The organism is Pauljensenia sp. UMB10120, assembly GCF_030212035.1.
Classification (GTDB): Bacteria; Actinomycetota; Actinomycetes; order Actinomycetales; family Actinomycetaceae; genus Pauljensenia; species Pauljensenia radingae_A.
Genome location: NZ_JASODH010000004.1, coordinates 1 through 22,769 on the forward strand (window position 1 = coordinate 1; position 22,769 = coordinate 22,769).

Genomic DNA, 22,769 nt, shown 5'->3' on the forward strand with positions numbered 1-22,769 from the left:
GCTACTGGCCAACAAAGTCCCTGTTCACTCATCTTGCCCCCAGCATTGCCACCCTTGGCATAGCAAGAACCACAAGCAGTCTCGAAGACGGGATCAACGCCGGCATCAGAAAACTGCTCGCCGCTCACAAAAGCCTGTCACAAAACCACATGCGAACCGCGGTCCAATAGTTCCTCAACAACAAAACAATCCACCCCCACCAACCGGTACGCTACCTCACCAGCCACTACCAGCCACCATCCCACAAACCCCTCACCACGCGTGCCGACAACCCCGGCACACCAGCCCGCTACGACACCACCATCGACTACAACACCAACTACCAAGACGGATCACTACACATCAAAAAAGGCTGGGCCGGACACTCAACACCCCGCGACACGCCCACCCCATACACACATTTCGGGCACTCACCCCAAAATTCTTCGGCATAAACCAGATTATTCCCATCCACCCAAACGGAAGAAAACCCGGGACACTTCAGTAGACCTGCTCCCAACAATGGACAGACTTGGAGGATGGATACCCGCGCCGTTCACCCCCGGATATGCGAAAGCCCCCGCTCTCGCGGGGGCATCACCAGAGCCACCTGTGGGAATCGAACCCACGACCTATTCATTACAAGACTTTTTCCTCAAATCAGCATATATCGCGCTGCTCACGATGCTCGCGTTTTCATTTACCAGAATCGCTGGCAACTCCACAATCACCAGTCATTACGACAATACTGACCACTCCGGAAATGGCGGGCGCACGTCAAAGACAGCGCTGGTGCGCGCTCGATTGGTGCGGGTATTGGCGCAAACTTTAGGCATGATTACGAGACCAATACTTTCCAATCAGCTACTTGAAGCCTGGATGGTCGAAATGGCCGCCCGCTCATTATCCACACGCACCATCGACGAACGCATCCGCGTCGTGGAGCAATTCTCCAAACAGGCAAACCTGGACGCGCTCACAGCCACCTACCAGGACATCACGCTCTGGCTAGTGAGCCTGCCTTCAGCCATCACGCGCCACACCTACTACGTCCACCTACGCGCGTTCTATCACTGGCTAGTCATCACTGATCAGCGTGCGGACAACCCAATGATCCGCGTATCTCCACCAAAACGCCCCAAATACAAACCACGGCCGATCACTGACGTTCAATTACAAGCCGCACTGTCCTCGCCGCTTCGCGCCACCACGCGTACACGCATCATGCTCGGAGCCTTCGCCGGTCTGCGAGTACACGAGATAGCAAAGATTCGTGGTCAAGACCTCGATCATGCCACTGGCTTACTGGAAGTCGTCGGCAAGAACCACAAGACCTCTGTTGTGCCGGTACATCCGATCATCATGCGGGAAGCGAAAAACTACCCGCTACGCGGCTACTGGTTCCCTTCACCAAAAAACCCTAAGACTCATGTGGAACGACGGGCCGTCGGCTCAAGTATTTCGAACGCCTTCACCCGCGTGGGAGTAAAGATGACATCACACCAACTGCGCCACTATTTCGCAACAGCACTGCTCGAAGCCGGTGCCGACGCGCGCGTCGTCCAAACCCTTATGCGTCACGAAAACCTATCCACAACCGCCCTGTACATGAACGTAAGCGTGCGCCTTCAACGCCAAGCGCTTGACCTGCTACCAACAGTATTCAACGAATACCTTTTCTAAACAGACCATTACTGGAATTACTGGCATTACCAGCATTGCCGGTATCGCTGGCAATTCCGTAACCACTGTTACCCCAGATTCATAAAGGAGTGAACCATGCTGACCATCGCTCTTTGCAACCAAAAAGGCGGCGTAGGCAAATCAACCACAACCTACCACCTCTCCCGTGCCGCAGTGCTTGACGGACTGAAGGTCCTTGTCGTCGATCTTGACCCCCAGGGCAACATCACGTCCTCACTGGCACTACACCCCACAGGGGATGACCAGGCAGGCGTCGCTGACGTCCTCTCCCAACGCTCCCAAATCCCCATCGCCGACGTCACTGTGCCTGGCCTATGGGAGGGAGTAGACCTCGTACCAACCAGCGGCGACGCCTTACCTGTAGTGCGAGACGAACTGGTGGTAGCAGGGGCAGGACGCGAAAGCAGGCTAGCCACCGCGCTTCAAACCGTCGCAAATAGCTACGACCTATGCCTCATCGACTGTCCACCATCTCTGGACCAGCTCACCATCAACGGCCTCACCGCGACGGACATAGCCTTAATCGTCACGCACTCGAAACTATGGTCAGCTAACGGACTGGCACGCCTGCTCACCTCTATTGAGGAGATCCGCCGCTACTACAACTCACGCCTCGCCATCGGCGGCATCATCATCAACAATCACGAACGCGCCACGACTAGCGGACACTACTGGCTCAACGAACTCAGCGATGAAGCCGAAAAACGTGGACTCACCATCTTCGACCCGCCCATACCCAAGAGGGTAGCCATTGCAGACAGCGTAGAAGCCTCACAGCCACTAGAACAGTGGCCCACCCGTGATGCGGCCGCTCTCGCCACCATCTACACCGACTACCTCCACGCCATCTACCACCATCAAGAAACCAAGGAGAAATGACATGCACATGAGTAAGCCACAACCACGCAGATCCGCGCTGACCGGACAATCGGTGATTGCACCGCGCGACAATGCACGCAAGACCGAACAGGCTCCAGTCAGCAAGCAAAAAATCACGATCACGTTAGACGCGCATATCGCTAACGCAGCACGCGGTGCATACCTGAGCGAACTCCCTTACGACGGGCCACGCACATGGAGCCAATGGGTCGAGCGAGCACTCAAGAAAGAAACCACCAGCGTGAATCGTCGCCTGAATCATGTGGCTCTCCCACAGCCACCGGGAACCCTACCAGTAGGGCCACGATGAAGCGTTCACACACTCGACCAAATATAACTTTCCCGTTATCCTCTGTAGAAGAAACAACCCGTGGAATCCAAATGAACACTACTAACACTCCAGCCGTTGAAGACCGCGGTGACGCTGCCCCGAACACGTCGGGAATCAAACCCGCATGGTACAAGCGAAAGCTTGTCCTGATAGCCCTCAGTCTCGCCCTGGTTGCTGTCCTTGCAGCCGTGGGCCTCATCTGGCATGCTCACGCGGCCACCGCCCAGGCACGCTCAGCCTTTGAAGAAGCACAAGACGAGAACACGCAGGCGCAAACGGACCTGCGCCACGCGCAGGCGGACGCTGACGCGCTCACAGCCATGCTCACCGATCGTGCGAGCGACCTTCAGGCCGACGAGTGCAACGCGGCCCGCCAGGCCGCACAATCCGCCCCAAGCGCGCCCACAGTTGATAACGCCAGTGAGCTCACCCGCGCCCAGCTGGAAAATGCAACCAAGAAGCTCACCGCTCACACCGATACTCTCACCGCCCTCACCAACAGGCTCAAAGACGCCAACACGACCATTGAAAACCAGTTGGGCGAGCGGGCGGAGGCTGACCAGGCCGCAGCAGACAAGCAGCTGGCCGACGCGATCCAGGCAGCTAAGACCGCTCCGCGTGAAGGCGTGGACTCCACCATGCTGAAGGCGCTCGACGACGCGCTTGAAACCGCGCAAACCGACGCCCCACAATCAGGGGACACAGGTCAATCAGACGCGCAGTCCGCATCTCAACCCGAATCCACACAGTCCAATAGCACGCTGGCAGTATCCGACTCGGTGCGAGCTCTCCACGGCCGGTTCGAAGCTATCGACGCGACCCTCACTCAAGTCACCGTGCTAAAAGAAGCTACAACGAGCGTCAATGAAGCACACAAGAATTGGGCCGACACTCAAGCCAAAGCAAAAGCGCAAGCCGACACTAGGCAAGACGCAGGAAACACCAGCCCATACGACGACAACACCGGATACACCAGTAACGAAGGCTCCAACGACTGGAACGGAGGCAACGCAGTCGGCAACGGTGGCTACACCGGTGGCGGATCAAGCAGTGAAGACGTGTGCGGTGGAGGCCAATACTGCTACAACCCCAACTTCCCCGAATGGATACAAGATAATACAGACGGAAGCTGGCACCACCAAGTAACGCCAGACGAAAACGGCAACGTGATAGGAGATGTTCAAGGCGAAATTTGCGTCGGAGACTGCAGCTAGTCTTTTTTCGTAAAAACATTCCGATTTGCCCGCTCAGCACCATGCTGGGCGGGCAAATACTGTGCGCGCACTATCGACGAAGTAGCTGAGATCCCAATAAGTGGGACTCAGTGATCACTGACAATCAACAGATGGAGCGAGTTCATGTCTACATCGACCATCGGATGCCACTGGCGAGATCGAGCACTGAAAGTGGGAGCAACAATTGCCGCTGTTGTTCTCGCTCTCGTCGCAACGGTATCCGCACAACTACCTACTCATGCTGCTGGTTCGTGGGTGCGCGGCGTTCCTATCGGAGGAAGCGTAGGCTGGCTGGGGACATGGATTCCCTATAGCGGCCAGCCTGTCCCCGGTCTGTGTATTCAAGCAGATGCGGTGAACCCGTCGGCCTCGATCGCGGTCACCCCTGGAGAACTGACCAGCCAGCCTAATCTTCGGCGCCCAGCTGACTTGAGCGTGAATGTCGCCGAAATGGCGTACATCATGAAGAAGTGGACTCCAAAATCCCTGGAGTTCTCTAACACGGACGTGGACGCGGCAGCGACAGGATTCCTCGCTCACGTGAATTTTGAGAGCAGCGCGCAGGGAGCGGAAAAGTCCCAGCAAAACGTTGACTCCCTCCTGGGCCTCGCGCCCGAAAGCGTGCAGGCACGCGCCCGCCAAATGGTAGCCGAAGCAAAAGCCAAGAGCATCGTGGGCTGGGAAGCAGGCGAACCGGAAACCACCGATCACATGTACGGAACGCTTGACGGCATCAGACTAGTGAACGGTAGCGGCAATCCTGTCACGGGTTATCCGTTCACTGCCACGCTCAATGGTCCGGCTGTGTTCGACGCGACCGGCACCAAGACCTACTCGGGAAAAACCGCCTCTACACCTATTACCGGTATCAAATGGCACTCAACAGGAAATGGTACCGTTAGCGCAAGCGTCACATTCAAGAACATTACTGCTCCCGTGTTGGGCTTTGCGGCTCCTGGTGGAGCGAATCAGAACGTCATCTATGACGTTGCGAAACTAACTGCTCAGACTGTGACTTCTCCGTCGTGGGATGTGATTTTTGATTTCCGTCCGCAGGGCGTGTCCAACGTGGAATCAGCAAAGATCGTGGATAGTGGTGCGGATTTGACTGACACGTTCACACCAAGCGCAGACCCAGACTATGGAGATGGCAAGTGGTTGAAGGTTGACGGCACGAGTGTGCCCGTGACCTACCGCGCGAGCGTGTACTTCGTTTCACCAACCGATCTACCCACAGCGGCTGACGGGGCGCCAGAAAACACAGAATTAGTCAAATCGCTCACCATTGAGGCGGACGGGCCGGATACGGTACTGACTGCCAACGCAGGCGCAGCACCTAAGGATGGCTTCTACACATGGGTATGGCAAGTGCAGGCGGCCGACCAAAATGCCACCTGGGCCAAGTACATCAAAGCCGACTGGAAAGATGGCTACGGTATCGCAGATGAAACGACATCCGTCCGATATGAGGGGCAGATCGATTCTCAACTCGGTATCCGTGACACCAAGGCCGGCACCTACCTGGTAGATGACGTGTGGGTCACAGGCATGCCTTCCGATCACCCCAACTTTGAAGGCGCAGCAGGCTTCAAGGCAGACGAGAAAGAAATCTCTCACGAAGTACTGTTCTTCCCGGCTGGCCTTGAAGTAACCCAAGCGAACCGTGACAAGGCTGAAAAGATCGGTGAAACCGTCACCATTCCAGCCAAGAACGGCTTCTACCCCAGCATTGGTGATACTTCCTGGATCGCTAAGACTGGTGCGGACGGCAAGTTGGAAGCAGGAACCTACGTGTTCGTCTCTACCTTCGCTGGCGACGACCGCGTTCAGCCTCTAGCAACTTCGGTTGAAGACCAGACCGAACAGTTCACTGTCACCGCTGAGCCCGGTATCCACACCACCTTGACGTACAACGATGGAAAGGGCGAGGCGCCTGGGTATGGCAAGCGTGTCCTGATCGACGAGGTTGCTTACACCAATCTTGCACCTGGTAAGGAATACTCTCTGACCGGCACTCTCATGGATAAGGAAACCGGCAAACCGATGCTGGACTCGGATGGCAAAGAAATCACGGCCACCACAACCTTCACGCCTGAAAGCGCTAACGGCACTGTCATGGTCGCCTTCGAAGTGGACGCAGCACTGTTTGCCGGCAAGACCACGGTCGCATTTGAGGAACTATTCCAGGATGGCAAAAGCATCGCTATCCATGCCGACATTACCGATGAAAACCAAACCATCACCTTCGGTCCGGGCCCCAAGCTGAAGACCACTTTCACCGGCCAGAACGGTGACAAGACGCTCACGCCCGCCAAGGACACCAAACTGATCGACACGGTATGCGACGCGAACGAAATGCTCACCCCTGGAGTTGAGTACACGCTTAAGCTCAAGATCCACAACAAGACCACCGGCGAGATGGTCACGGTCGGCGGCAAGGACTATGAGGTAACCGCGAAGTTCTCGCCCCAGAACCCGCAAGATTGCGGCAAGGTAATAGCCACGCTCGACACTACAGGCATGGCAAACACCGAGCTGGTTGCCTTCGAATACGTCTACGACGCTGACGGCCAGCTCGTAGGCACCCACGAAGACCCGAACGACGCCGACCAGACGATCAAGCTCAAAGCCTCTGATCACTCCGACGGCGGCGCGGGGCGCGACCTGGCACGAACAGGTGCCACCACCGCTCTGAGCGGCGCAGCAGCGCTAATACTAGCAGGAGGCGGCGCACTCGCCCTTGCCAAGAGGCGCAAATCAGCCTAACTCTCACCTCCTAATATGACGGACGTGGCCCGCAGGAAACCCTGCGGGCCACGTTCCTAGTCCCCCTCGACTGCGGGTGGCCTTGTGCGCACACACCATACGTCACCAGTATGGACGCCATCACGATCTACACCACGCCCCACTGCCCAGGATGCGCACTCACTCGCCGCACCCTTGACAAGGCAGGAATTTCCTATGACCACATTGACTTAAGCCAGCGGCCAGACCTCATAGAGCGCTTCAAAGCCGAAGGCCTCCTATCAGCCCCAATCATTGAAACCAGCCAGGGGCGCTCTGCCGGCTTCAGGCCAGACCGCATCCGCCAAATCATCGCTCTAGCAGAGCCATACACTCAACCCGACCAGAGCGGGCATGCCAGGAAAGCCCGTACAACCGGTCCCGCCCAACCCAATGCGCACCGGCTTGAGCCGCATCAAGGGCGATGAGCGTGAAAAAGCTTGTCGGCATACTAGCCGCCATCCCGCTCACTGTGATGCCATTGATGATGGCCGGAGGAGAAGAAGAAAAAGCCGCATCATTAAGTGGCGTGCCAGCTGAGTACCTGGCGGCCGTGATGAAGGCTGGAAGTGTCTGTGAGGAAATCACTCCCAGCTTGATTGCCGCACAGATCGAAGCTGAATCAGGATGGGATCCTCACGCGGTCAGTCCGATGGGCGCGCAGGGCATCGCGCAGTTCATGCCTGGCACGTGGAAAACACGTGGCATCGATGCCGACGGTGACGGCACCGCAGATCCCTTCAATCCCGATGATGCCATCGCCAGCCAGGGTGCCTTCATGTGCGCGCTGGTCGAAATCGTCACAGGCTATACGCGCAGCGGGCAAGCAGATGGCAACACGATTGACCTGGCACTGGCCGCCTACAACGCGGGGCCTGGAGCCGTCCAGCAACACGGGGGTATCCCTCCGTTTACTGAAACACAGGATTACGTCGCACGCATCAAGCGCCTCGCAGGCAAGTACACTCAGGCTTCTCCTTCTTCGTCGTCTGTTGTGGCCACAGCCCAGAAGTACTTCGGCGTGCCCTACGTGTGGGGAGGCACCAGCCCCAGCGGCCTGGACTGCTCAGGACTGATCGTGCGCGTCTACGCCGACCTCGGCAAGCCACTGAACGTTCGAACCGCACACGACATCATCACCACAGCGGGCACCACCATTGCGCAAGACGCCATGCAGCCAGGCGACCTCATCGGCTTCGCATACCACGGAAGCAGCCACTACCACCACATCGGGATCTACGCCGGACAGGATCCTCAAGGACACCGCCTCATGATCCACGCACCAGACGTGGGAGGACATGTCGAACAGGTGTCTCTGGACACCGCGTACTGGCTGGGCATGACCTGGACAACCATCCGAATCTAAAGAAACCACGAAGGAGAAAAATGAGCTACATAATCCGAGCCGGAAACCTAGCCGGCCCCGTCAAACTCATCATGAACGACGACGGTACCTACAGCGGGCGAGTAACAGTCATTGTCAACGACCGCGCCAAAAACACTGAAACCGGCAAGTGGGAAGACGTGGCCACCACTGCGTACTACCTCCGCCTCAACGGCAACGCGGCCGTCAAGCTACACGACTTCCATGACCTTAACGGCAACGCGGCCGTCATCTTCGCCGGCAGCTATCGCCAGCGTACCTACACAGACGAAGAAGGAAGCCAGCGAACGGCAAACGATGTGTGGGTCGATCACATCGGAGCAGACCTCACCAGGCAAGAGCTCCACATCATCACCCAACCCACCACGAAGGACAACAAATAATCCAGTCCACACCCTTTCATGAGGAGAAAATGATGAAACCCCAATACACCACCCTCGAGCTCGTCGAAAGCCTCATTGAGCAAGTCGAAGCACAGCAAGACCAAATCAACGCGCTCACCAGCAGAGTAGAAGCTCTCGAAACAGGCAAGCAGCAGGCGGGCATGTAGATCATGGCGCGCCCTAGCAAGACCGACGCGGCACGAGCCCAACGCGAAGCTCAACTCGCCCTGGCCCACGCAGAAATAGCCGAAGCAGCCAGCACGTTCACAGACACTCAAGCCTGGAAAGACATGCTTGACTACATGGCACGAATGCCACGGTACTCATTCCGCAACCTCATCTGGCTACACACGCAAGCCGTACAGCGCGGGACCATGGAATCATCCTTCGCCTCTTACAGCGCCTGGAAGAAACTTGGCAGGCAGGTCCAAAAAGGCGAAAAGGGTTACAAGGTACTGGCCCCCGTCATATACAAACTGCCCTTCCTTAAAAACAGCGACAAGCCACTCAATAAAGCCGAAGTAGACAAATACGACAAGAAAGACATCATCTGGAAGAAAGCGATCACAGGATTTACCGTGCGCACAACGTTCGGCTACCAGCAAACCGACGGTGAACCAATTAAAGGCAAAGACCTCCCGCAAGTAACTGGCGAACGCTCAGAAGAACTCTGGCAACGCGCACAACAAATCGTCAAAGACCTCGGCTACAAATACGAAGAAACAACCAGAGCAGCCCTTCATGGCGCCTACGGAGTCACCTCACGCCCTCTCATCGACGCAATGGGAGACAAAACTATCCACGTGGCAACAGACACGCCAAAAGGGCACCAGTTCAAGACGCTCATTCACGAAATCAGCCACGCACGCCTCCACATGGATCAGGTCAATACAGACATGCACAGGGGAATCAAAGAAGTGGAGGCTGAATCGTGCGCCTACCTCGTCAGTAGGTACTTTGGCCTCGACACGGCCGAGTACTCCACCGGCTACATAGCAGCCTGGTCGAAAGCGGATGAAGACACCATCCTCGCCACCGGCGAGCGTGTCGTCGAAAACTCCAACTGGATCATCGAACACCTCGATCCACAAACGCCCAGTGACCACGCTGTACAAACCCTCGAACACGTCAAGCAACAACAAGAACAGCAAGAAGCCATCGACAAGCCAACCAGGCGACCGCTGCCAGGCATCGGACAAACACCACAACTCACCAAACTCAACCACCCCACACACCACCCAATCCCACGAGGCATCTCGTCGCGAGAGACAAGCCGTGCGCGCAGCAGGTAACGGGGACAGTCACGAAAACTGACGGGCTTTATGCCCTGCGGCAGCAGGGAACACAAAAGGGCGCCGCCCACAGGGGATCTCAAATCTCTCAAGGGCGGCGCTTTATTCTACATATCGCTTAACCTGCATTGCTTGTCTACATGCCTCGACCATGCTGTGGCCGCGACGCCCGCGTCACGCTCACCGTACAGATTACGGAGCGTACCGTTGACTGTCTCGGGATCAATCGTTTCGGGATAGAAATATGATCCCCAGCTGTCAAAACATGCCATTTGACTAACGCGCCACTGAGGAAACTCCAGCCATATGGCGCGCGATTTCAATACCGCGCTGACGGTATTCATCGCGCGTCATCACACCGAGCGCATACTCAGTCAGGTTCTTGACATGATCGCGGGTAGGCTCAAACCCCTCATGCCATGCTGCAGCAAGCGATTGGCGCACAGCGTGATGCTCACGCTCACTTAGGTGCTCAAAAAGCTCTGGCCAGCGTAGCTCAACATCAAAGCTTTCCATTGCACGCCTCCTCACAACGCCTCTATTATACTCGAGTTTTCCGCATGAATCCAAGCAAAAGGAGCCACACAGTACGCAAATTTCACGCGCCAGGATAACCAGCACCAGCACCGTGCAGGAAACTCGTGAACTTTGTGGATCGTGAGACGTGCACCCGCGCGTATCCTTCCTGTTGTCAGAGCTGATTGCATCAATCAGCCCATTCACCGTCGGTGTGGCTTCGCCGCTTTCATGATCGCCATCCCCTTTGGGACGCGTTCTTTAACGGTGTTTTATCCTCGCTGGCTTTCGATTATCGCTCGCCGGCGCCCTGGCAAGCCCCACAGGGGCTGGGCGCACCGGACTTTCGCGGCATAAACCGCTATCGCTATTTATTCCACGTTCCACCGCACCCACACAAGGTTGCCAAACCGCCTTGCACTCGCCTCATAACCTCACTGCCAGCGAGGCAAAAACAAAAGTCACACACAGAAAGGGACAACTCCGATGCTCGCAACCATGACACGCACGGCCCCCACGCACAACCAAACGCTTCACGTCGCGCTCAAGGCCCGCCGCGCAACAAGCAGTGAACGTGACGAAATCGCTGCACGCGTGCGCATGAGCAATGACGCGCAGTGGGATGACCTCATTTCACGCCCAATAATCGCCCTGGTCGGAACCCGCGCATGCACTGGGAGCGCCGCACACATGGCCCGCACATTGACATGCCAGCTAGCACGTCACGAGGTCACACTCATGTGCGACAGCGGGATCGGAACGTCACAGGCCATCATGGAAGCCGCACTACAGCAAGAAACTCCCACAATCTGCTGCCTGCCCTCTGGACTGGCCAATATCTACCCGCGCGCGAACGCTCACATCTGCTCTCAGCTCATCACCTATGGAGGCGCTCACCTGTCTTTACGAGAAGACCACGAACCCCCAGTGCGCAGCGCATTCCTCGACCTCAAAACATTCATGGCCCGCACTGCCAGCATCCTCATCGTTATTGAAGCCGCCAGCCGCACCAGTGCCGTATTTGCAGGACTGCAAGCCAGAATCTACGGCACCCCGCTCGGAGCCGTGCAATGGCCCACCGACTCAGTGATGGCAGCAGGATCAAACAGGCTCCTCCAGGAAGGCGCTCACGTGATCACCACCGCAGACGACATACTTGGCCTACTGCCTTAAAAAACAGCGAATCGCGGCCTCCACTCCAAGCTGCAGGGGGGGAGGCCGCGATTCTACGGCCGCCCGAGCCGAAGCAATTATCGGACCCACCTGATTTTCCTATCAGGATTCTTGCGACGCAGCCAGTGGCGACTGCCAAACCACAGGGACCCATACGATGAAGAAACACGTCATCAGATCAGCAAGAGCCATCACAGCAATCGGAAGCCTTTCACGCCGCAGAGGCAATCCAATGATAGCCAGCGTTAGGGAAAGAGCCACGGGAACCCATGATGGAGAGCAAAAGTCTGCCGTAAGACAGCACGTCAGGCACAACGCCGATGCCTCAGGTGTTGGTAAAACCGTCCTGAAATCATCGCGATACGCCCAGCAGAATCTCCATACACACACCACCAAGGCAAAGAGAATCCATACTCGAACACATCGAGTTACCTCAGGACTTGTTATTGTCAATCGCTCGAAGAGCTCTCGCAACCAGTCAGCCGTTTTCCTCATGCCGAAAAGTTGAAGAAGATACGCCACGTTGGTCACACCGCGAGTACCTGGCATGAGTATACCTGCCAGTGTCGACCACACATACACCGAGACCAAAAAGTCTCGAATTGAGTTCTTACGCATAAACACCTTAGGAACAGTGTCGAGCATATCCATGACTCTCTCCTCAACGTGAGCAGTTTTCGCGAACACGTATCACAGTTGCGGCTGCAATCACATTGACGACTTACAAGCTTGTCACGACCTGTTGCACCTGTAGATCATCCTTCCGAACATCCAAGCACGTGAACGACTTGCGTGACCGGAGTCCTATCTTCATGCACGTGCTGAGCCGCCAATTGTTGCTCGGCATTCAATGCTGAAGGCCGTCCGATGCGGGCTCCCCTCCTGCGGACAGCTTCCAATCCTTCGCGCGTGCGGGAACGAATCAGGGAACGATCATATTTAGCGAACGCACCCGCAATTTCAAAGAGCAACCTGCCGCCTGGAGTCCTCGTATCAATTCCCTCGACCGGTACAGGTAAATCAACTCCACGCACTGCCAAATCGTCAAGAATGCTGATCAAATCGATCAGCGATCGTCCCAGACGTGGGAGGCGTCGTCGAACAAGTCCAACTCGACACCACCTACTGGCTGGGCATGACCTGGAAAACCATCCGACTCTAACCGCACAGCTGCTACCTCAAGGAGAAAGTTTTCCCAGGCTACGCCCTTGACCTGGTTCGTGGCGGTGTTGACTAGGCGGCTGACAATGACTGACAGTGCCGGCTTGGTCAGTCTCGCTGGCGTTTCCGGCCTGGCGGGGTGTGGTGTAGTGGTCTGCCAAGGCAATGATCTGGCGGATACGGTCAGGCCTGAAGCCGGAAGATAGAGTGCCATCTTGGGCTTGGCCGCGAATGTTTGCCGCCCACGCCTTGGTGCGCGCTTTCACGTCGTCAAGCTGACTGGCTGTCATGCCGTAGACCTGCACTTCTTCGGGTTGGATGCGCTCGACGTTGTCGAGGTTTTGGGTGAACCATCTCAGGTCAAAAGCGGCATCAGCGTTACGGGCTATGTTCACCAGCTCCTTGTCACTGTATCTGCCCGAACGCCGGATCGCGTCTACGTCGAGATAGTCACGGGTCTCGGCCCGCGAGTACAGGGCACCGACCTTGTTAGCTACCGCGTCCTCAATGGCAAGCACGGGCCCGACCTCCAGCCGTACAGGCGGGTGAGCCCGCCAGTCCACGCCGAGATCCATGTCGGTACTGCGTCCCTGCTCACTGATGATGGTGAGTTGGGCAAACATGTCTTGGCGGCGGCGGGTCTCCACGGTATAGCCGGCCGCGCGCAGCGCGGCGATAATCCGGTCAAGCGAGGTGCCAAAGTGTGCCTGGGCCTGCTGAACGGTGAACAGGTCCACGTCTTGGGTAGGCCGATCAATCAATCCATGTTCACGGATCGCACCTGAGCCGGCCAAGGCGAAGTCGGCGTCGTCCCCGGCGGCCTCCAGCGCCAGGCGCGCGATGCGTCGCTGCTCTTCCGGGTCGCTGTTCACACAGTCACCCGAAGCTTGGGAAAGCGTCCTTCCCACAAGGCGCGCACGCGCGGGTCCATGTTCAGGATTGGCCACGTCTCGATGAGCCGGTTGCGGTTCATCAAGCGGCGCTGCTCGTCAGCGGTGCCTTCGGCGAGCAGTGCCTGGTAGGCCATACGACGCCAGCCCAGGTTCGACACATCCACGCCGAGGCGATCAGTCTGCCAGCGCACGTAGTGAGGCAAGTCGATGAGCCCGTCATAGGGGCCGTGCAGCTCGTCGAGCGAGGCGGGCGCGTCATAGGGCTTGATGTCGCGTAAGCGCATGCGGGTCGCTGTCGTCTCACTCATAGCCTGCCTCCTTTTCATGTCCACTCCACTGTACCGTCTCAGCAGGAATCCATCCATCACAGGTTTGGGCGGAGTCTGGCCACTTTCTTGCCACCAAGCGTGCAGAATCGACCGATAACGCACACCACAACTACCGAAACCAGAAACCGCGTAAAACCAAGCAAACAAAACGTGCAAAACCAGCGCCCAAAACCCGACCCGTGCAGAACCGCCACCCATTGAGTAATGCACGCGCCCGCGATAGAATTAAAACAATACGGGGAGGCATTATGAGCGTGTCAGCACAAACACGATTAGTTGCTCTAAGCACAGTGCGCGAAGCCGTGTCGTTTGCAGATACTGCGCTCGCCTTAGCTGGCCATACCGTTACGGACACCCACATTAGAGATTTGCTTGAGCAATGCCTATCTGGACAAATCAGCGACGCTGAATACATTGCTCAACTCACCCAGCACATCGACGCCTGTTCTGGTCTTGAGGACATCGTGGACGAAGGTGTGTAGTTGGATGACGGAGAGTCCGTGTTGGCCTTGGTCGCATGCTGTGTAGATGTCTCGCAGTGCCTTGTTTGTGCAGTTGCCATAGGCGTAGCGAGTGTTCCACGTCTCGCGTTCAACAATTCGCTGGACGCTAAACTAAAGCCAGATACGTGAAACGGGGAAAGGGGCGCACATGAGTGAAATGAAGCAGGCTTTCGATCCTATGGTCTACGATGCTCTCTTGGAATTGGCTACCCGTATCGGTGGTCAATATGTCGAGTGGGAGCGTCAAGCTACGGCTTTGGAAGAACAAGAACATTGGAAACAAGCCGGAATTGCGTTGCGCGCCCAGGTTCGTGCTATCGACCCCGATGATGTTGTGGCAATTGAGGCTAAGCGCTTAGAACTCCGTGAACTCTTCCAATCTCTGCCTGAAACGGCTCCCGCAGTCGCCGTGTAATGAGCTTAGAACTACCAGCAGATGAGCTGAGGAAAGTTTTTGAATCGCAGATTCTTCCCGACTATTTGCTCGCTCAAATCACACGTTCAACTCCTGCTACTTCTCCAGTATTCGTCAGGGTGGGCGGGCAACCAGGTGCTGGAAAAGGCATTGTTTTGGCGCGGGCGCAGCATGAGCTCGCTCATGCTGTCGTAGTCAATGGTGACGATCTGAGGCAGTTTTTCCCAGGCTATAGTGCCCTGATGCGACGTGACCCTCTTTCCATGCCGTCGATGACTGCTCACGCAGCAGGCACGTGGGTTGGAATGTCCACCTCGTTTCTTCGCTCCCGCCGTATCAGCGCGATCGTTGAAACGACTCTGCGCAACGCGTCAATGCTTGAACAAGAATTCCGGTCATTCCGTGATGCAGGGTTTACGACAGAGCTACGGGTCGTGGCAGTCCCTATGGAAGTATCGCGACTCGGCACCTTGTCGCGGTATTTGAATCAAATCGCTGACTACGGTGCAGGCAGATGGACACCCAGTAACGCCCACGACGTTGCAGCGTCGCATCTTCCCTCCACCGTCGCTCACCTCATGGAAAAGGGACTGATTGATCGAGTCTATGTCCAAGCCCGTGACGGGAATCTGTATTGCAATGTCACTCTGAGTCCTGAGACTAACGACAATGCTGTGGGCGAGGTCGCACACGCGATCGAACAAGGACGCAATAGTACGAACATAGGTACAGATGCAGCCCGTGAATGGTGTGCGATCTTATCCAACAATCTCAAAACGCTCCGCAACATTGACATAACGGATACTGACGTGTGGAAAGTTGCTCGGCGCCTTGCCCTCAAAGACGCTCCCACGATCGTGGCGCGAGCCTATCCCACCAGCGTCCGCGACCAGCGCGACCTCTTCGAAACTATCGTGGACTCGGGCTTTCCCACCTCTCGGCCAGCAGAGTTTTATACAGCCATCAATCAAATACAGCGAGGAGGTAGCTTCAGTCGCCCACGACCGCCACTACCCGGTATTGGAGAAGTGCCACAGATTAAGAAGCTGGATCATCCAACTCGGCACGTCGCGCCTCAACCGCGTCAAAGCAGGAGCAGGAATCACGGTTATGGACGAGGGATGTAATGAGTCTTATTGGGTATGCGCGCGTGTCTACTCTTGAGCAGAACCTGGACGGACAACTAGACACTCTCACCCAGGCAGGGTGTAGTCGTATCTTCACTGACCACGCTTCGGGAGCTAAAACCATGCGCCCAGAGTTAGAGCTGGCGATGGACTACTTGCGTGAGGGTAACACGCTTGTGGTGTGGAAACTCGACCGCTTAGGCCGCTCACTGCCCCACCTTGTTGAGGTTATTGAGGACTTAGATAAGCGTGGCATTGAGTTTCGTTCTCTTACCGAATCGATTGACACTACTACGCCGGGTGGGCGTTTGGTGTTTCACATGGCGGCAGCCTTTGCCCAGTTCGAGCGCGACCTCATTAGAGAACGAACACGAGCGGGCCTTGCTGCCGCACGCTCCCAAGGACGGCTTGGAGGGCGACCCTCACTCATGACGCCTGAACGCTTAAAGACCGCTAGAGCCATGCAAGAAAACGGCTCTAATAACGCTGAAATTGCGGGTTAATACCCAATATTGATAGGGTCCACGCCTTATTGTTCTTAACTCGCATGCCACCAAGAACGAGAAGAATCAAGCCAAGCAGACCAGACCCTACCATTGCTAAGAATCCCATAGCTTTAATCCTTTCGTTTCCTCAGTTGTAAAACTCTCTCATGTCTGTCCGCAACGTAAAGATCCTGTGTGACAGTAACTATTGTTGCGCCGTGTTCCCTGGACAGTCCGAATAGGAGACTTAGTATGCGTTCCCTGTTTTCAGGGTCAAGGGACGCGGTAGGTTCGTCCGCCAAGAGAATCCTTGGGCGTAGCATTACGGCACGGGCAAAGTTGGCTCTAGCTTTCTCACCTCCTGAACATTCAAGTGGCTTCTTGCGAACTATGTGTCCGATAGCAAGCGAGTCGACGACTTCTTCGTAGCGTTGTTGCCAATTGTGTAGCAGTTTCGAGAACTCCCTTAGTGGGATTAAAACTGTAAAAGCTTTACGTGCCGAAAGCCAAGCGATAGCAGCAACAGTGGCTTCAGCACAAGAAGTTAAAAAGACTGCAATCAAAATTGGTAAGGTCGTGGCAGTGCTAGCTCCACTTTTGAGACGATGCTTTGTCACTGCCGTTAGGCATTTTTCGACCTCCGCATTCCAATTATCAGCCAATTCAAAAAAAATAAGAGAAGGGTAATAAAGACAAAAAAACTTATATCAACCAAGAGGTCTCGCATCAGCAAAGTACCATCTTGAAATTCTTGAATACGAGCATCCATACCTCGTTCAGTAATAAACGGTACTAGCCGTTCAACTGCCGGTTCCAAAAGGATCGAATACAAGACAATACCTGCAACTGCCACTACCCCTTTTCCCACCAACTGCCCAATCGCACAACCAAGACATGCAATGGCAGCAAACTCTGCTAGCAATAATAAAGATATATTCAGGCGATACGGTATCCCTTGGCTACTCATTGTCGCCAACTCGATAAATGCCAAATTCCCGCACAACATCCCAAAGCATAAAATAAAACTATAAGAGGGAAGAATGCTCTTATACTGATTGCTTGCAGTGAGGAGAAGTCGAATTTCACTATCATAACTATTGCGGTTCACACCGGAAATCCATGAAGCGGAAAGCAATAACAAATATGCAATAACTGGCAAAGTGGTCGACGCCTCTACAGCTACTTTTGTTCCATTAATTTCAGCGCCAACCGCAGCCAGCGCAGCCCAAACCGGAATAACAGCAAAAGGCATAACCAGTGCTAGCAAATTCGCAGGTAACGTAACTGTAGCAATAAAATAGCTAGAGAGTGATCGCATATAGTCACCGGCGCTTTCTAACCGCTACAAGTAAATACAGAGCAGAGACGACTATTAGCCAAGCGATCAGCAGCATAAAAGATTGACCGATTGGAATTGAACCTTCACCATTATCCCAGAAAGCGAATGATTTACCGCCGATCAATGGAAGAAGATTATGTAATAATGGCACGCCCTGAAGCATTCCGGTCAGGGAAAGAAATAAAAGCCCAAGGAAGAATACAACCGAGAGAAATAATTTGTGCGTTAGAGCAGTAATCAATAGCGCCAAAACTGCGAAAAGGGCTGCAAATACTGCGACGCGACAATAGACAAAGAAGGCCTCGGCAATAGAAAGCGACTCTCGAATTTTGTCACCCGCCTGCAGAAAACAGATCACATAGTTCACTATCGCTGCTAACAAAGTCGCTGATAATGCCCAGGAAACAACCGCAAATACGCTACCGATTCTTCGAGATAGCAAATTCTTGGAATTTAGGAGAACAGATTCATGTTCGCCCAAATTGTAATCCTTTTGTATAAGAAACGCAGCCGTTAAAGGAATGAAAATCACAGAAGACTGGTAAACAGGTCCAAGGTAACCTTCAGTGAGCAGCTTTGAAAGTGGCTTTGAAGCCAGCGAAGGGTCTAAACCATGTCCTGCAAAATCTCCGGACTCTATCGCCAGCATAATCTCTCCATTAATTACCGAAAAGATTATACATAGCACCAGAACTGGGAGAGCAGCATATATCACTTCACTCCTGGACCAGAACCTTATAAATTCGGATCTAAAATCGTGCATGCACTTACCCCTCGCTCCGTGAGTGATTAATTCGGAAGTATGCTTCCTCCAGAGATGCATACTTTTCGCGTAGACACACTCGATCAAGCTGCTCGGCTATAATTCCCTTACGCAAGAAAACGAAGGAATCTGCTAGCTGCTCAAGCTCACTCATTAGGTGACTCGTTATCAGAACAGTTCCACCGTTATCCGCAAACTCTTGAAGCAACGTTCGTATCCACAACACTCCCTCAGGATCCAGACCGTTAACTGGTTCATCCAACACTAAAACACTTGGATTACCCAAAAGTGCTGTCGCTATCCTTAGTCGTTGCTTCATCCCTAAAGAAAAACCATTAATTCTTCGCTTACTAACATCCCCTAAACCCACCTGAGACAGCTTTTCAATGCAGGTCGTCTTCGGTAATCCTTTTGCCGCAGCTACCCACCACAATTGATCAAGCGCTCGCCTCGAGGGGTGTGGTATCATCGTGTCAAGCGACACGCCAACGCCGTGATTGACCGAGAATTCTGTGTAGGACTGACCATCAAAAAGAGCCTTACCCGAAGTAGCACTTTCCAGCTCTAAGAGAATACGTAAGAGAGTAGATTTCCCCGATCCGTTGGGGCCCACCAGACTGACAATCGATCCAGAGGGAACTACAAAGGTAACTTGCTTAAGAACTTCGTTAGTATCAAACTTCTTTGAAAGATTATCGAAAGTGATCACGACTGTCATCCTACCGCCAAACTGACGGAAGAGCTAGAGTTGAGGGTTAATACCCAAAATATGTGGGTTAATACCCAAAATATGTGTATTTTTCGGGCGTGTCGCGGTGTGGTGCCTCATTTAGTTTGAGCGCGAAATAGATTGTTGGCATGAATGATGGAGTGGTTTGTTTGGGTAGTATCGAGATCAATGAGAGTAAACACGCGACGCGAGCTAGATGTATGTATTACTTTCAGAAATCTTTGTGATGTGGTGCGGCTTACGCTGAGGTTGTCGCCGCTATGTCCGGCAAAAAGACATATTGGATGCTGCGCTTTACGGCTATCAGCTATAATGGCCCACAGTGATTTAGAATGATGTGACGAGGAGGGGCAGGTGAAGTAAATTCCTTCACCGTTTTTCGACAGATATATTCGGTCTAGCATCCATCCGCGAAGAGATTTGCTGAAAACTATGCGCTGAGACTTAGCCTCACGAACATCAAGTCGAATTATATCGTCAGATGGTGAACGTGTAGCCGAACAGGTATAGTTGCCGTCCCTTGAAATATCTTGACTTATGACTTCTGAGTATTCCGTTTGATTATGGTGAAACACAGGATGTGCAGAGGGGCGCAACCGCTGCATGTTGTGCTCATCAAGATCCCAGTCGTCCGGATCGCTGATCGGAACGCGCATTAAGAGACCAGTGGCGCTATCCGAGTAGTACCACCATTCTCCGTGTCTCGCCCATTTGGTTTGTGCCGCCGTATTAGTGAGGGCAGCAAGATTCTCGAACTGGCTAATCAGAGTTGGCTTCATGGGGGCTGTTCCCGTTGTTCAGCATGTTGAGGGTCTCAAAGACCTCACGGGGTGAAGGATGTTCCAATATGCTGTTAACGCGGCCGTCGTAGAGCACCAACACCCGATCTGACTGTGCCGCGAGTTCAATGTCATGTGTCACGATCACCACTGTGGAGCCCGCACGAGCTGCTTCTCGAAGGAGATTGGCAATGACTTTGCTGGCTTGAGAATCGAGTGCGCCAGTGGGTTCATCTGCAAAAACAATTTTCGATTGATTGAAAAGAATACGAGCAACTGCAACACGTTGCTGTTCGCCCCCTGAGAGGGTCTGCGGTTTCGCGTTGATTTGATTCGATAGGCCGAGTTTATTTAGCAGTGCTTTCGCGGCAGCGGGATCAGCGTCAGCGCCCGACAACTGGGCAGGTAACATCACATTCTCAATCGACGTCAAAGACTGAATGAGGTTGTAATCTTGGAAGACGAAACCGACGTTATCGCGCCTCAGCCGCGAGATATCTGGAAGGCTTAGCTGGGTAATATCGACACCACAAAGCTCAACTTTGCCATCATCGCACGACTCAAGTCCGGAAAGACAGTACAGTAAGGTACTCTTACCACTACCTGAGGGTCCCACAACAGAAACCAACTCGCCGTCACACGCCTGGAAGGACACATCCTGAAGAACCTGCCTTGTTAGCCCCTCACGCCCTGGGACGACATAACTCTTATTGAGACTCTGACAACACACCCGAGCCGTTGTTTCTCGTGTCATGATTTCATCACCTTTCATCTCGCGATCTAAATTACCCGCGATCCCCTACTTGATATCTCCCGACTGAACATAATCAAGCCTGCGATGTGTAGACAATGAGCTCACTAAGAAAATTCCCAGTCCAAGCAGCGCTAATACGAACGGAGTCAGACTAGGCCATATGAAACTTGCGTCAGGAATCGGGCCGTATCGGACAGCTAGATAGAAACCCAATCCGTTGACGAAATACACCATGAGCGAAATCAGCAATGCAGTCCCTACAAGCATGACTGACTCAAAAACCAATTTAGAATAAAGTTGCCTTTTGGTTGCCCCTAGGACGAACAGCATACTTGCGTCCCTGCGCTTCTTAGCGCCGGTGGCAATGGCGATTCCTCCGGCATTTATCAAAGAAATGAGAACCGGAAGACCGAGGAGCTGCACAAGACCACCGATGTCGATTCCCTTTCCAGCAAAGGCAACACCAAACGCTCTCGCCGCATCCTGTGCCTGCCCAACATAACCAAAGACTCCGGTTACCAGGACAAGGGAGACTGTCAACGGAATGACAAGAGCAGTTGAAATCTCTAAGTCATGTTCGGACTGGCGGCTGGCCAAAAACCAAGACTTTGACCATCGTTTGGGCACAACTGCCGTCCACACACGCAGGAAGCGACCGACAAAATACTTGCCTACTGAACCCACAAGCACAGCATATGCCAACGCCGTTCCCAAATAAATAAAAGTCGTCTTCTGCGTTATATCGGTAATACTGCTGTGGGGTGACGTGCGATTCGCCAAGAAGAGAAGATATCCAATAAGGTACAGCGCAAGTCCTCCGACTAACCAACTGCCCCAGCTAAATCGCCGCACCGCCACAGAATCAGATTTCAGCACCAATACAGGTCGGACATTCGCAGCTTGCCGACCTGCCTTCATGCCACCCAAAACCGCAGTGACGCTAAGGGCAAAGACAACAATAGGAAACACCGCAAGCGGCGGAACACCTAGCGTCAGCGCATAAGGCATATCCGCAGCGTGTAACACAAGTCTCCAGATGGGCCAAAGCCCGAAAGCGCCAGCTGCGCCGACAAGTGTACCCACCGCAGTAGCAATCGAAATCTCAACCAGCGCAACGATCTTAGCCTGCTGCTCACTAACCCCAGCAAGTCGCCAGACGACAATATCCCTGCGCTGTAGCGTGACTGCAACTCGTGAACTGGATGAGATCGCAAATACCGAAACCAGGATTAACAGCACAATACCGGTAGAACCGGATTCAACGTAAGCCTGTCCGATCTGACCATCAAACCCGCTCCCTCGGACCAGGCTGCCGATGTAAAATGACACGCCCATGGCGGTAAAGGCTGATGTAAACGCGAGTGCTATCCAGGGAGCGAGATCTTTGGCTAGTTCTTTGCGAGCAAGTCGAACAAGGGGCCAATCTGTGCTCCGCATTTTCCGAAAACATAGAGGAGTATGCACGCTAAACCCCACTCCCCACGTTGATATACATCAATATACCCGCAATTCCTATCAAACTAACCACCCACCTGAGTCAATTGTCGGTAGAGGGAGCAACGGCTGCGGACGGCCTCAAGCGATCCTGAGTCCACCAGTCGCCCCTTGTCGAAAACAATGACATTATCCGCTGCTTCAATCAGCGCGGGTCGATGAGCGATCATAAGTACCGTTTTATTCATTACGTAACCTTTAAGAAAGGAGGCTATCTTTTTCTGAGCAATCTCGTCGACGTTGGGCGTCGACTCATCAAGTAGCAATATATCTTTATCGGAAAGCAGCGTGCGAGCCAACGGCGTACCTTATGTATTTTGAGAGCGAAGGCGGTGTG

General features: G+C 54.1%; 27 protein-coding genes and 1 pseudogene. 15 read left to right on the forward strand and 13 right to left on the reverse strand.

Annotated elements, in window-relative coordinates:
- Window positions 1–591: 591 nt before the first annotated feature.
- From QP093_RS04715 to QP093_RS04760, 10 genes are all read left to right on the forward strand, one after another.
- The gene (locus QP093_RS04715; RefSeq protein WP_285015102.1) at window positions 592–1,662 is read left to right on the forward strand and encodes a tyrosine-type recombinase/integrase; all 1,071 of its coding nucleotides are present in this window, start codon (window positions 592–594) and stop codon (window positions 1,660–1,662) included.
- A gap of 96 nt (window positions 1,663–1,758) precedes the next feature.
- Complete coding sequence (locus QP093_RS04720) at window positions 1,759–2,562, forward strand: ParA family protein (protein ID WP_285015105.1); 804 nt, start codon at window positions 1,759–1,761, stop codon at window positions 2,560–2,562.
- A gap of 7 nt (window positions 2,563–2,569) precedes the next feature.
- Window positions 2,570–2,872, forward strand: a complete 303-nt coding sequence (locus tag QP093_RS04725) for a hypothetical protein (protein WP_285015107.1) — start codon at window positions 2,570–2,572, stop codon at window positions 2,870–2,872.
- Between the two features lie 71 nt (window positions 2,873–2,943).
- On the forward strand, window positions 2,944–4,107 hold the full coding sequence (locus QP093_RS04730) for a coiled-coil domain-containing protein (RefSeq protein WP_285015109.1): 1,164 nt from the start codon (window positions 2,944–2,946) through the stop codon (window positions 4,105–4,107).
- A 144-nt stretch (window positions 4,108–4,251) separates the two neighbouring features.
- Complete coding sequence (locus QP093_RS04735; RefSeq protein ID WP_285015111.1) at window positions 4,252–6,894, forward strand: VaFE repeat-containing surface-anchored protein; 2,643 nt, start codon at window positions 4,252–4,254, stop codon at window positions 6,892–6,894.
- Window positions 6,895–7,004: 110 nt separating this feature from the next.
- Window positions 7,005–7,340 (forward strand): glutaredoxin domain-containing protein, encoded by a 336-nt coding sequence (locus tag QP093_RS04740; RefSeq protein ID WP_285015114.1) that lies wholly within the window; start codon window positions 7,005–7,007, stop codon window positions 7,338–7,340.
- 2 nt (window positions 7,341–7,342) lie between these two features.
- Complete coding sequence (locus QP093_RS04745) at window positions 7,343–8,278, forward strand: C40 family peptidase (RefSeq protein ID WP_285015117.1); 936 nt, start codon at window positions 7,343–7,345, stop codon at window positions 8,276–8,278.
- 20 nt (window positions 8,279–8,298) lie between these two features.
- Window positions 8,299–8,679 carry a single-stranded DNA-binding protein gene (locus QP093_RS04750; protein ID WP_285015118.1) on the forward strand — a complete coding sequence of 127 codons (381 nt, stop codon included), beginning with the start codon at window positions 8,299–8,301 and terminating at the stop codon, window positions 8,677–8,679.
- Window positions 8,680–8,708: 29 nt separating this feature from the next.
- Window positions 8,709–8,846 carry a hypothetical protein gene (locus QP093_RS04755; protein ID WP_285015121.1) on the forward strand — a complete coding sequence of 46 codons (138 nt, stop codon included), beginning with the start codon at window positions 8,709–8,711 and terminating at the stop codon, window positions 8,844–8,846.
- Window positions 8,847–8,969: 123 nt separating this feature from the next.
- Entirely contained in the window at window positions 8,970–9,971 is a 1,002-nt protein-coding gene (locus QP093_RS04760) for an ArdC-like ssDNA-binding domain-containing protein (protein WP_285015123.1), read from the forward strand.
- Between the two features lie 276 nt (window positions 9,972–10,247).
- On the opposite strand, the gene QP093_RS04765 is transcribed toward QP093_RS04760, so the two are convergent.
- Window positions 10,248–10,487, reverse strand: a complete 240-nt coding sequence (locus QP093_RS04765; RefSeq protein ID WP_285015124.1) for an antitoxin VbhA family protein — start codon at window positions 10,485–10,487, stop codon at window positions 10,248–10,250.
- Window positions 10,488–10,985: 498 nt separating this feature from the next.
- On the opposite strand from QP093_RS04765, the gene QP093_RS04770 reads away from it, so the two are divergent.
- On the forward strand, window positions 10,986–11,660 hold the full coding sequence (locus tag QP093_RS04770; RefSeq protein WP_285015126.1) for a DNA-processing protein DprA: 675 nt from the start codon (window positions 10,986–10,988) through the stop codon (window positions 11,658–11,660).
- A gap of 102 nt (window positions 11,661–11,762) precedes the next feature.
- On the opposite strand, the gene QP093_RS04775 is transcribed toward QP093_RS04770, so the two are convergent.
- The 4 genes and pseudogenes from QP093_RS04775 to QP093_RS04785 all read right to left on the reverse strand — a co-directional run bounded on the left by QP093_RS04775 (window position 11,763) and on the right by QP093_RS04785 (window position 14,022).
- Window positions 11,763–12,311 (reverse strand): hypothetical protein, encoded by a 549-nt coding sequence (locus QP093_RS04775; RefSeq protein WP_285015129.1) that lies wholly within the window; start codon window positions 12,309–12,311, stop codon window positions 11,763–11,765.
- Window positions 12,312–12,415: 104 nt separating this feature from the next.
- Window positions 12,416–12,754 (reverse strand): annotated as a pseudogene (locus tag QP093_RS10020) (recombinase family protein); the annotation flags it as partial.
- An 84-nt stretch (window positions 12,755–12,838) separates the two neighbouring features.
- Window positions 12,839–13,693 (reverse strand): nucleotidyl transferase AbiEii/AbiGii toxin family protein, encoded by an 855-nt coding sequence (locus tag QP093_RS04780; RefSeq protein ID WP_285015131.1) that lies wholly within the window; start codon window positions 13,691–13,693, stop codon window positions 12,839–12,841.
- Window positions 13,690–14,022 carry a transcriptional regulator gene (locus tag QP093_RS04785; RefSeq protein ID WP_092648155.1) on the reverse strand — a complete coding sequence of 111 codons (333 nt, stop codon included), beginning with the start codon at window positions 14,020–14,022 and terminating at the stop codon, window positions 13,690–13,692. The genes QP093_RS04780 and QP093_RS04785 overlap by 4 nt, the downstream gene beginning before the upstream one ends.
- Window positions 14,023–14,291: 269 nt before the next feature.
- On the opposite strand from QP093_RS04785, the gene QP093_RS04790 reads away from it, so the two are divergent.
- The 4 genes from QP093_RS04790 to QP093_RS04805 all read left to right on the forward strand — a co-directional run bounded on the left by QP093_RS04790 (window position 14,292) and on the right by QP093_RS04805 (window position 16,591).
- Window positions 14,292–14,525 (forward strand): antitoxin VbhA family protein, encoded by a 234-nt coding sequence (locus QP093_RS04790; RefSeq protein ID WP_285015140.1) that lies wholly within the window; start codon window positions 14,292–14,294, stop codon window positions 14,523–14,525.
- 169 nt (window positions 14,526–14,694) lie between these two features.
- On the forward strand, window positions 14,695–14,961 hold the full coding sequence (locus QP093_RS04795; protein WP_285015143.1) for a hypothetical protein: 267 nt from the start codon (window positions 14,695–14,697) through the stop codon (window positions 14,959–14,961).
- A complete protein-coding gene (locus QP093_RS04800; RefSeq protein WP_285015145.1) occupies window positions 14,961–16,088 on the forward strand; it encodes a zeta toxin family protein in 1,128 nt (375 codons plus the stop codon). Before QP093_RS04795 ends, QP093_RS04800 begins: the two co-directional genes overlap by 1 nt.
- Entirely contained in the window at window positions 16,088–16,591 is a 504-nt protein-coding gene (locus QP093_RS04805) for a recombinase family protein (protein ID WP_285015148.1), read from the forward strand. Before QP093_RS04800 ends, QP093_RS04805 begins: the two co-directional genes overlap by 1 nt.
- Window positions 16,592–16,704: 113 nt before the next feature.
- On the opposite strand, the gene QP093_RS10025 is transcribed toward QP093_RS04805, so the two are convergent.
- The 8 genes from QP093_RS10025 to QP093_RS04840 all read right to left on the reverse strand — a co-directional run bounded on the left by QP093_RS10025 (window position 16,705) and on the right by QP093_RS04840 (window position 22,731).
- Window positions 16,705–17,190 carry an ATP-binding cassette domain-containing protein gene (locus QP093_RS10025; RefSeq protein WP_350309968.1) on the reverse strand — a complete coding sequence of 162 codons (486 nt, stop codon included), beginning with the start codon at window positions 17,188–17,190 and terminating at the stop codon, window positions 16,705–16,707.
- Between the two features lie 5 nt (window positions 17,191–17,195).
- Window positions 17,196–17,891: a hypothetical protein gene (locus QP093_RS04810; RefSeq protein ID WP_285015151.1), complete on the reverse strand. Its 696-nt coding sequence runs from the start codon at window positions 17,889–17,891 to the stop codon at window positions 17,196–17,198.
- Between the two features lie 4 nt (window positions 17,892–17,895).
- On the reverse strand, window positions 17,896–18,561 hold the full coding sequence (locus QP093_RS04815; protein ID WP_285015154.1) for a hypothetical protein: 666 nt from the start codon (window positions 18,559–18,561) through the stop codon (window positions 17,896–17,898).
- A 118-nt stretch (window positions 18,562–18,679) separates the two neighbouring features.
- The gene (locus QP093_RS04820; RefSeq protein ID WP_285015157.1) at window positions 18,680–19,384 is read right to left on the reverse strand and encodes an ATP-binding cassette domain-containing protein; all 705 of its coding nucleotides are present in this window, start codon (window positions 19,382–19,384) and stop codon (window positions 18,680–18,682) included.
- A 116-nt stretch (window positions 19,385–19,500) separates the two neighbouring features.
- Entirely contained in the window at window positions 19,501–20,184 is a 684-nt protein-coding gene (locus QP093_RS04825; RefSeq protein WP_285015159.1) for a hypothetical protein, read from the reverse strand.
- The gene (locus QP093_RS04830) at window positions 20,165–20,938 is read right to left on the reverse strand and encodes an ABC transporter ATP-binding protein (RefSeq protein WP_072340919.1); all 774 of its coding nucleotides are present in this window, start codon (window positions 20,936–20,938) and stop codon (window positions 20,165–20,167) included. Before QP093_RS04830 ends, QP093_RS04825 begins: the two co-directional genes overlap by 20 nt.
- 45 nt (window positions 20,939–20,983) lie before the next feature.
- Window positions 20,984–22,273, reverse strand: a complete 1,290-nt coding sequence (locus tag QP093_RS04835) for an FtsX-like permease family protein (protein WP_285015163.1) — start codon at window positions 22,271–22,273, stop codon at window positions 20,984–20,986.
- A 185-nt stretch (window positions 22,274–22,458) separates the two neighbouring features.
- A complete protein-coding gene (locus QP093_RS04840; protein ID WP_285015165.1) occupies window positions 22,459–22,731 on the reverse strand; it encodes a hypothetical protein in 273 nt (90 codons plus the stop codon).
- Window positions 22,732–22,769 lie beyond the last annotated feature (38 nt).

Coding starts and splice junctions, on each gene's coding strand:
- QP093_RS04720 (WP_285015105.1), top strand. CDS start 1,759: ATGCTGACCATCGCTCTTTGCAACCAAAAAGGCGGCGTAGGCAAATCA.
- QP093_RS04725 (WP_285015107.1), top strand. CDS start 2,570: ATGAGTAAGCCACAACCACGCAGATCCGCGCTGACCGGACAATCGGTG.
- QP093_RS04730 (WP_285015109.1), top strand. CDS start 2,944: ATGAACACTACTAACACTCCAGCCGTTGAAGACCGCGGTGACGCTGCC.
- QP093_RS04735 (WP_285015111.1), top strand. CDS start 4,252: ATGTCTACATCGACCATCGGATGCCACTGGCGAGATCGAGCACTGAAA.
- QP093_RS04740 (WP_285015114.1), top strand. CDS start 7,005: ATGGACGCCATCACGATCTACACCACGCCCCACTGCCCAGGATGCGCA.
- QP093_RS04750 (WP_285015118.1), top strand. CDS start 8,299: ATGAGCTACATAATCCGAGCCGGAAACCTAGCCGGCCCCGTCAAACTC.
- QP093_RS04755 (WP_285015121.1), top strand. CDS start 8,709: ATGATGAAACCCCAATACACCACCCTCGAGCTCGTCGAAAGCCTCATT.
- QP093_RS04760 (WP_285015123.1), top strand. CDS start 8,970: ATGCTTGACTACATGGCACGAATGCCACGGTACTCATTCCGCAACCTC.
- QP093_RS04765 (WP_285015124.1), bottom strand. CDS start 10,487: ATGGAAAGCTTTGATGTTGAGCTACGCTGGCCAGAGCTTTTTGAGCAC.
- QP093_RS04770 (WP_285015126.1), top strand. CDS start 10,986: ATGACACGCACGGCCCCCACGCACAACCAAACGCTTCACGTCGCGCTC.
- QP093_RS04775 (WP_285015129.1), bottom strand. CDS start 12,311: ATGGATATGCTCGACACTGTTCCTAAGGTGTTTATGCGTAAGAACTCA.
- QP093_RS04785 (WP_092648155.1), bottom strand. CDS start 14,022: ATGAGTGAGACGACAGCGACCCGCATGCGCTTACGCGACATCAAGCCC.
- QP093_RS04790 (WP_285015140.1), top strand. CDS start 14,292: ATGAGCGTGTCAGCACAAACACGATTAGTTGCTCTAAGCACAGTGCGC.
- QP093_RS04795 (WP_285015143.1), top strand. CDS start 14,695: ATGAGTGAAATGAAGCAGGCTTTCGATCCTATGGTCTACGATGCTCTC.
- QP093_RS04800 (WP_285015145.1), top strand. CDS start 14,961: ATGAGCTTAGAACTACCAGCAGATGAGCTGAGGAAAGTTTTTGAATCG.
- QP093_RS04805 (WP_285015148.1), top strand. CDS start 16,088: ATGAGTCTTATTGGGTATGCGCGCGTGTCTACTCTTGAGCAGAACCTG.
- QP093_RS04810 (WP_285015151.1), bottom strand. CDS start 17,891: ATGCGATCACTCTCTAGCTATTTTATTGCTACAGTTACGTTACCTGCG.
- QP093_RS04815 (WP_285015154.1), bottom strand. CDS start 18,561: ATGCTGGCGATAGAGTCCGGAGATTTTGCAGGACATGGTTTAGACCCT.
- QP093_RS04825 (WP_285015159.1), bottom strand. CDS start 20,184: ATGAAGCCAACTCTGATTAGCCAGTTCGAGAATCTTGCTGCCCTCACT.
- QP093_RS04830 (WP_072340919.1), bottom strand. CDS start 20,938: ATGACACGAGAAACAACGGCTCGGGTGTGTTGTCAGAGTCTCAATAAG.
- QP093_RS04835 (WP_285015163.1), bottom strand. CDS start 22,273: ATGGGCGTGTCATTTTACATCGGCAGCCTGGTCCGAGGGAGCGGGTTT.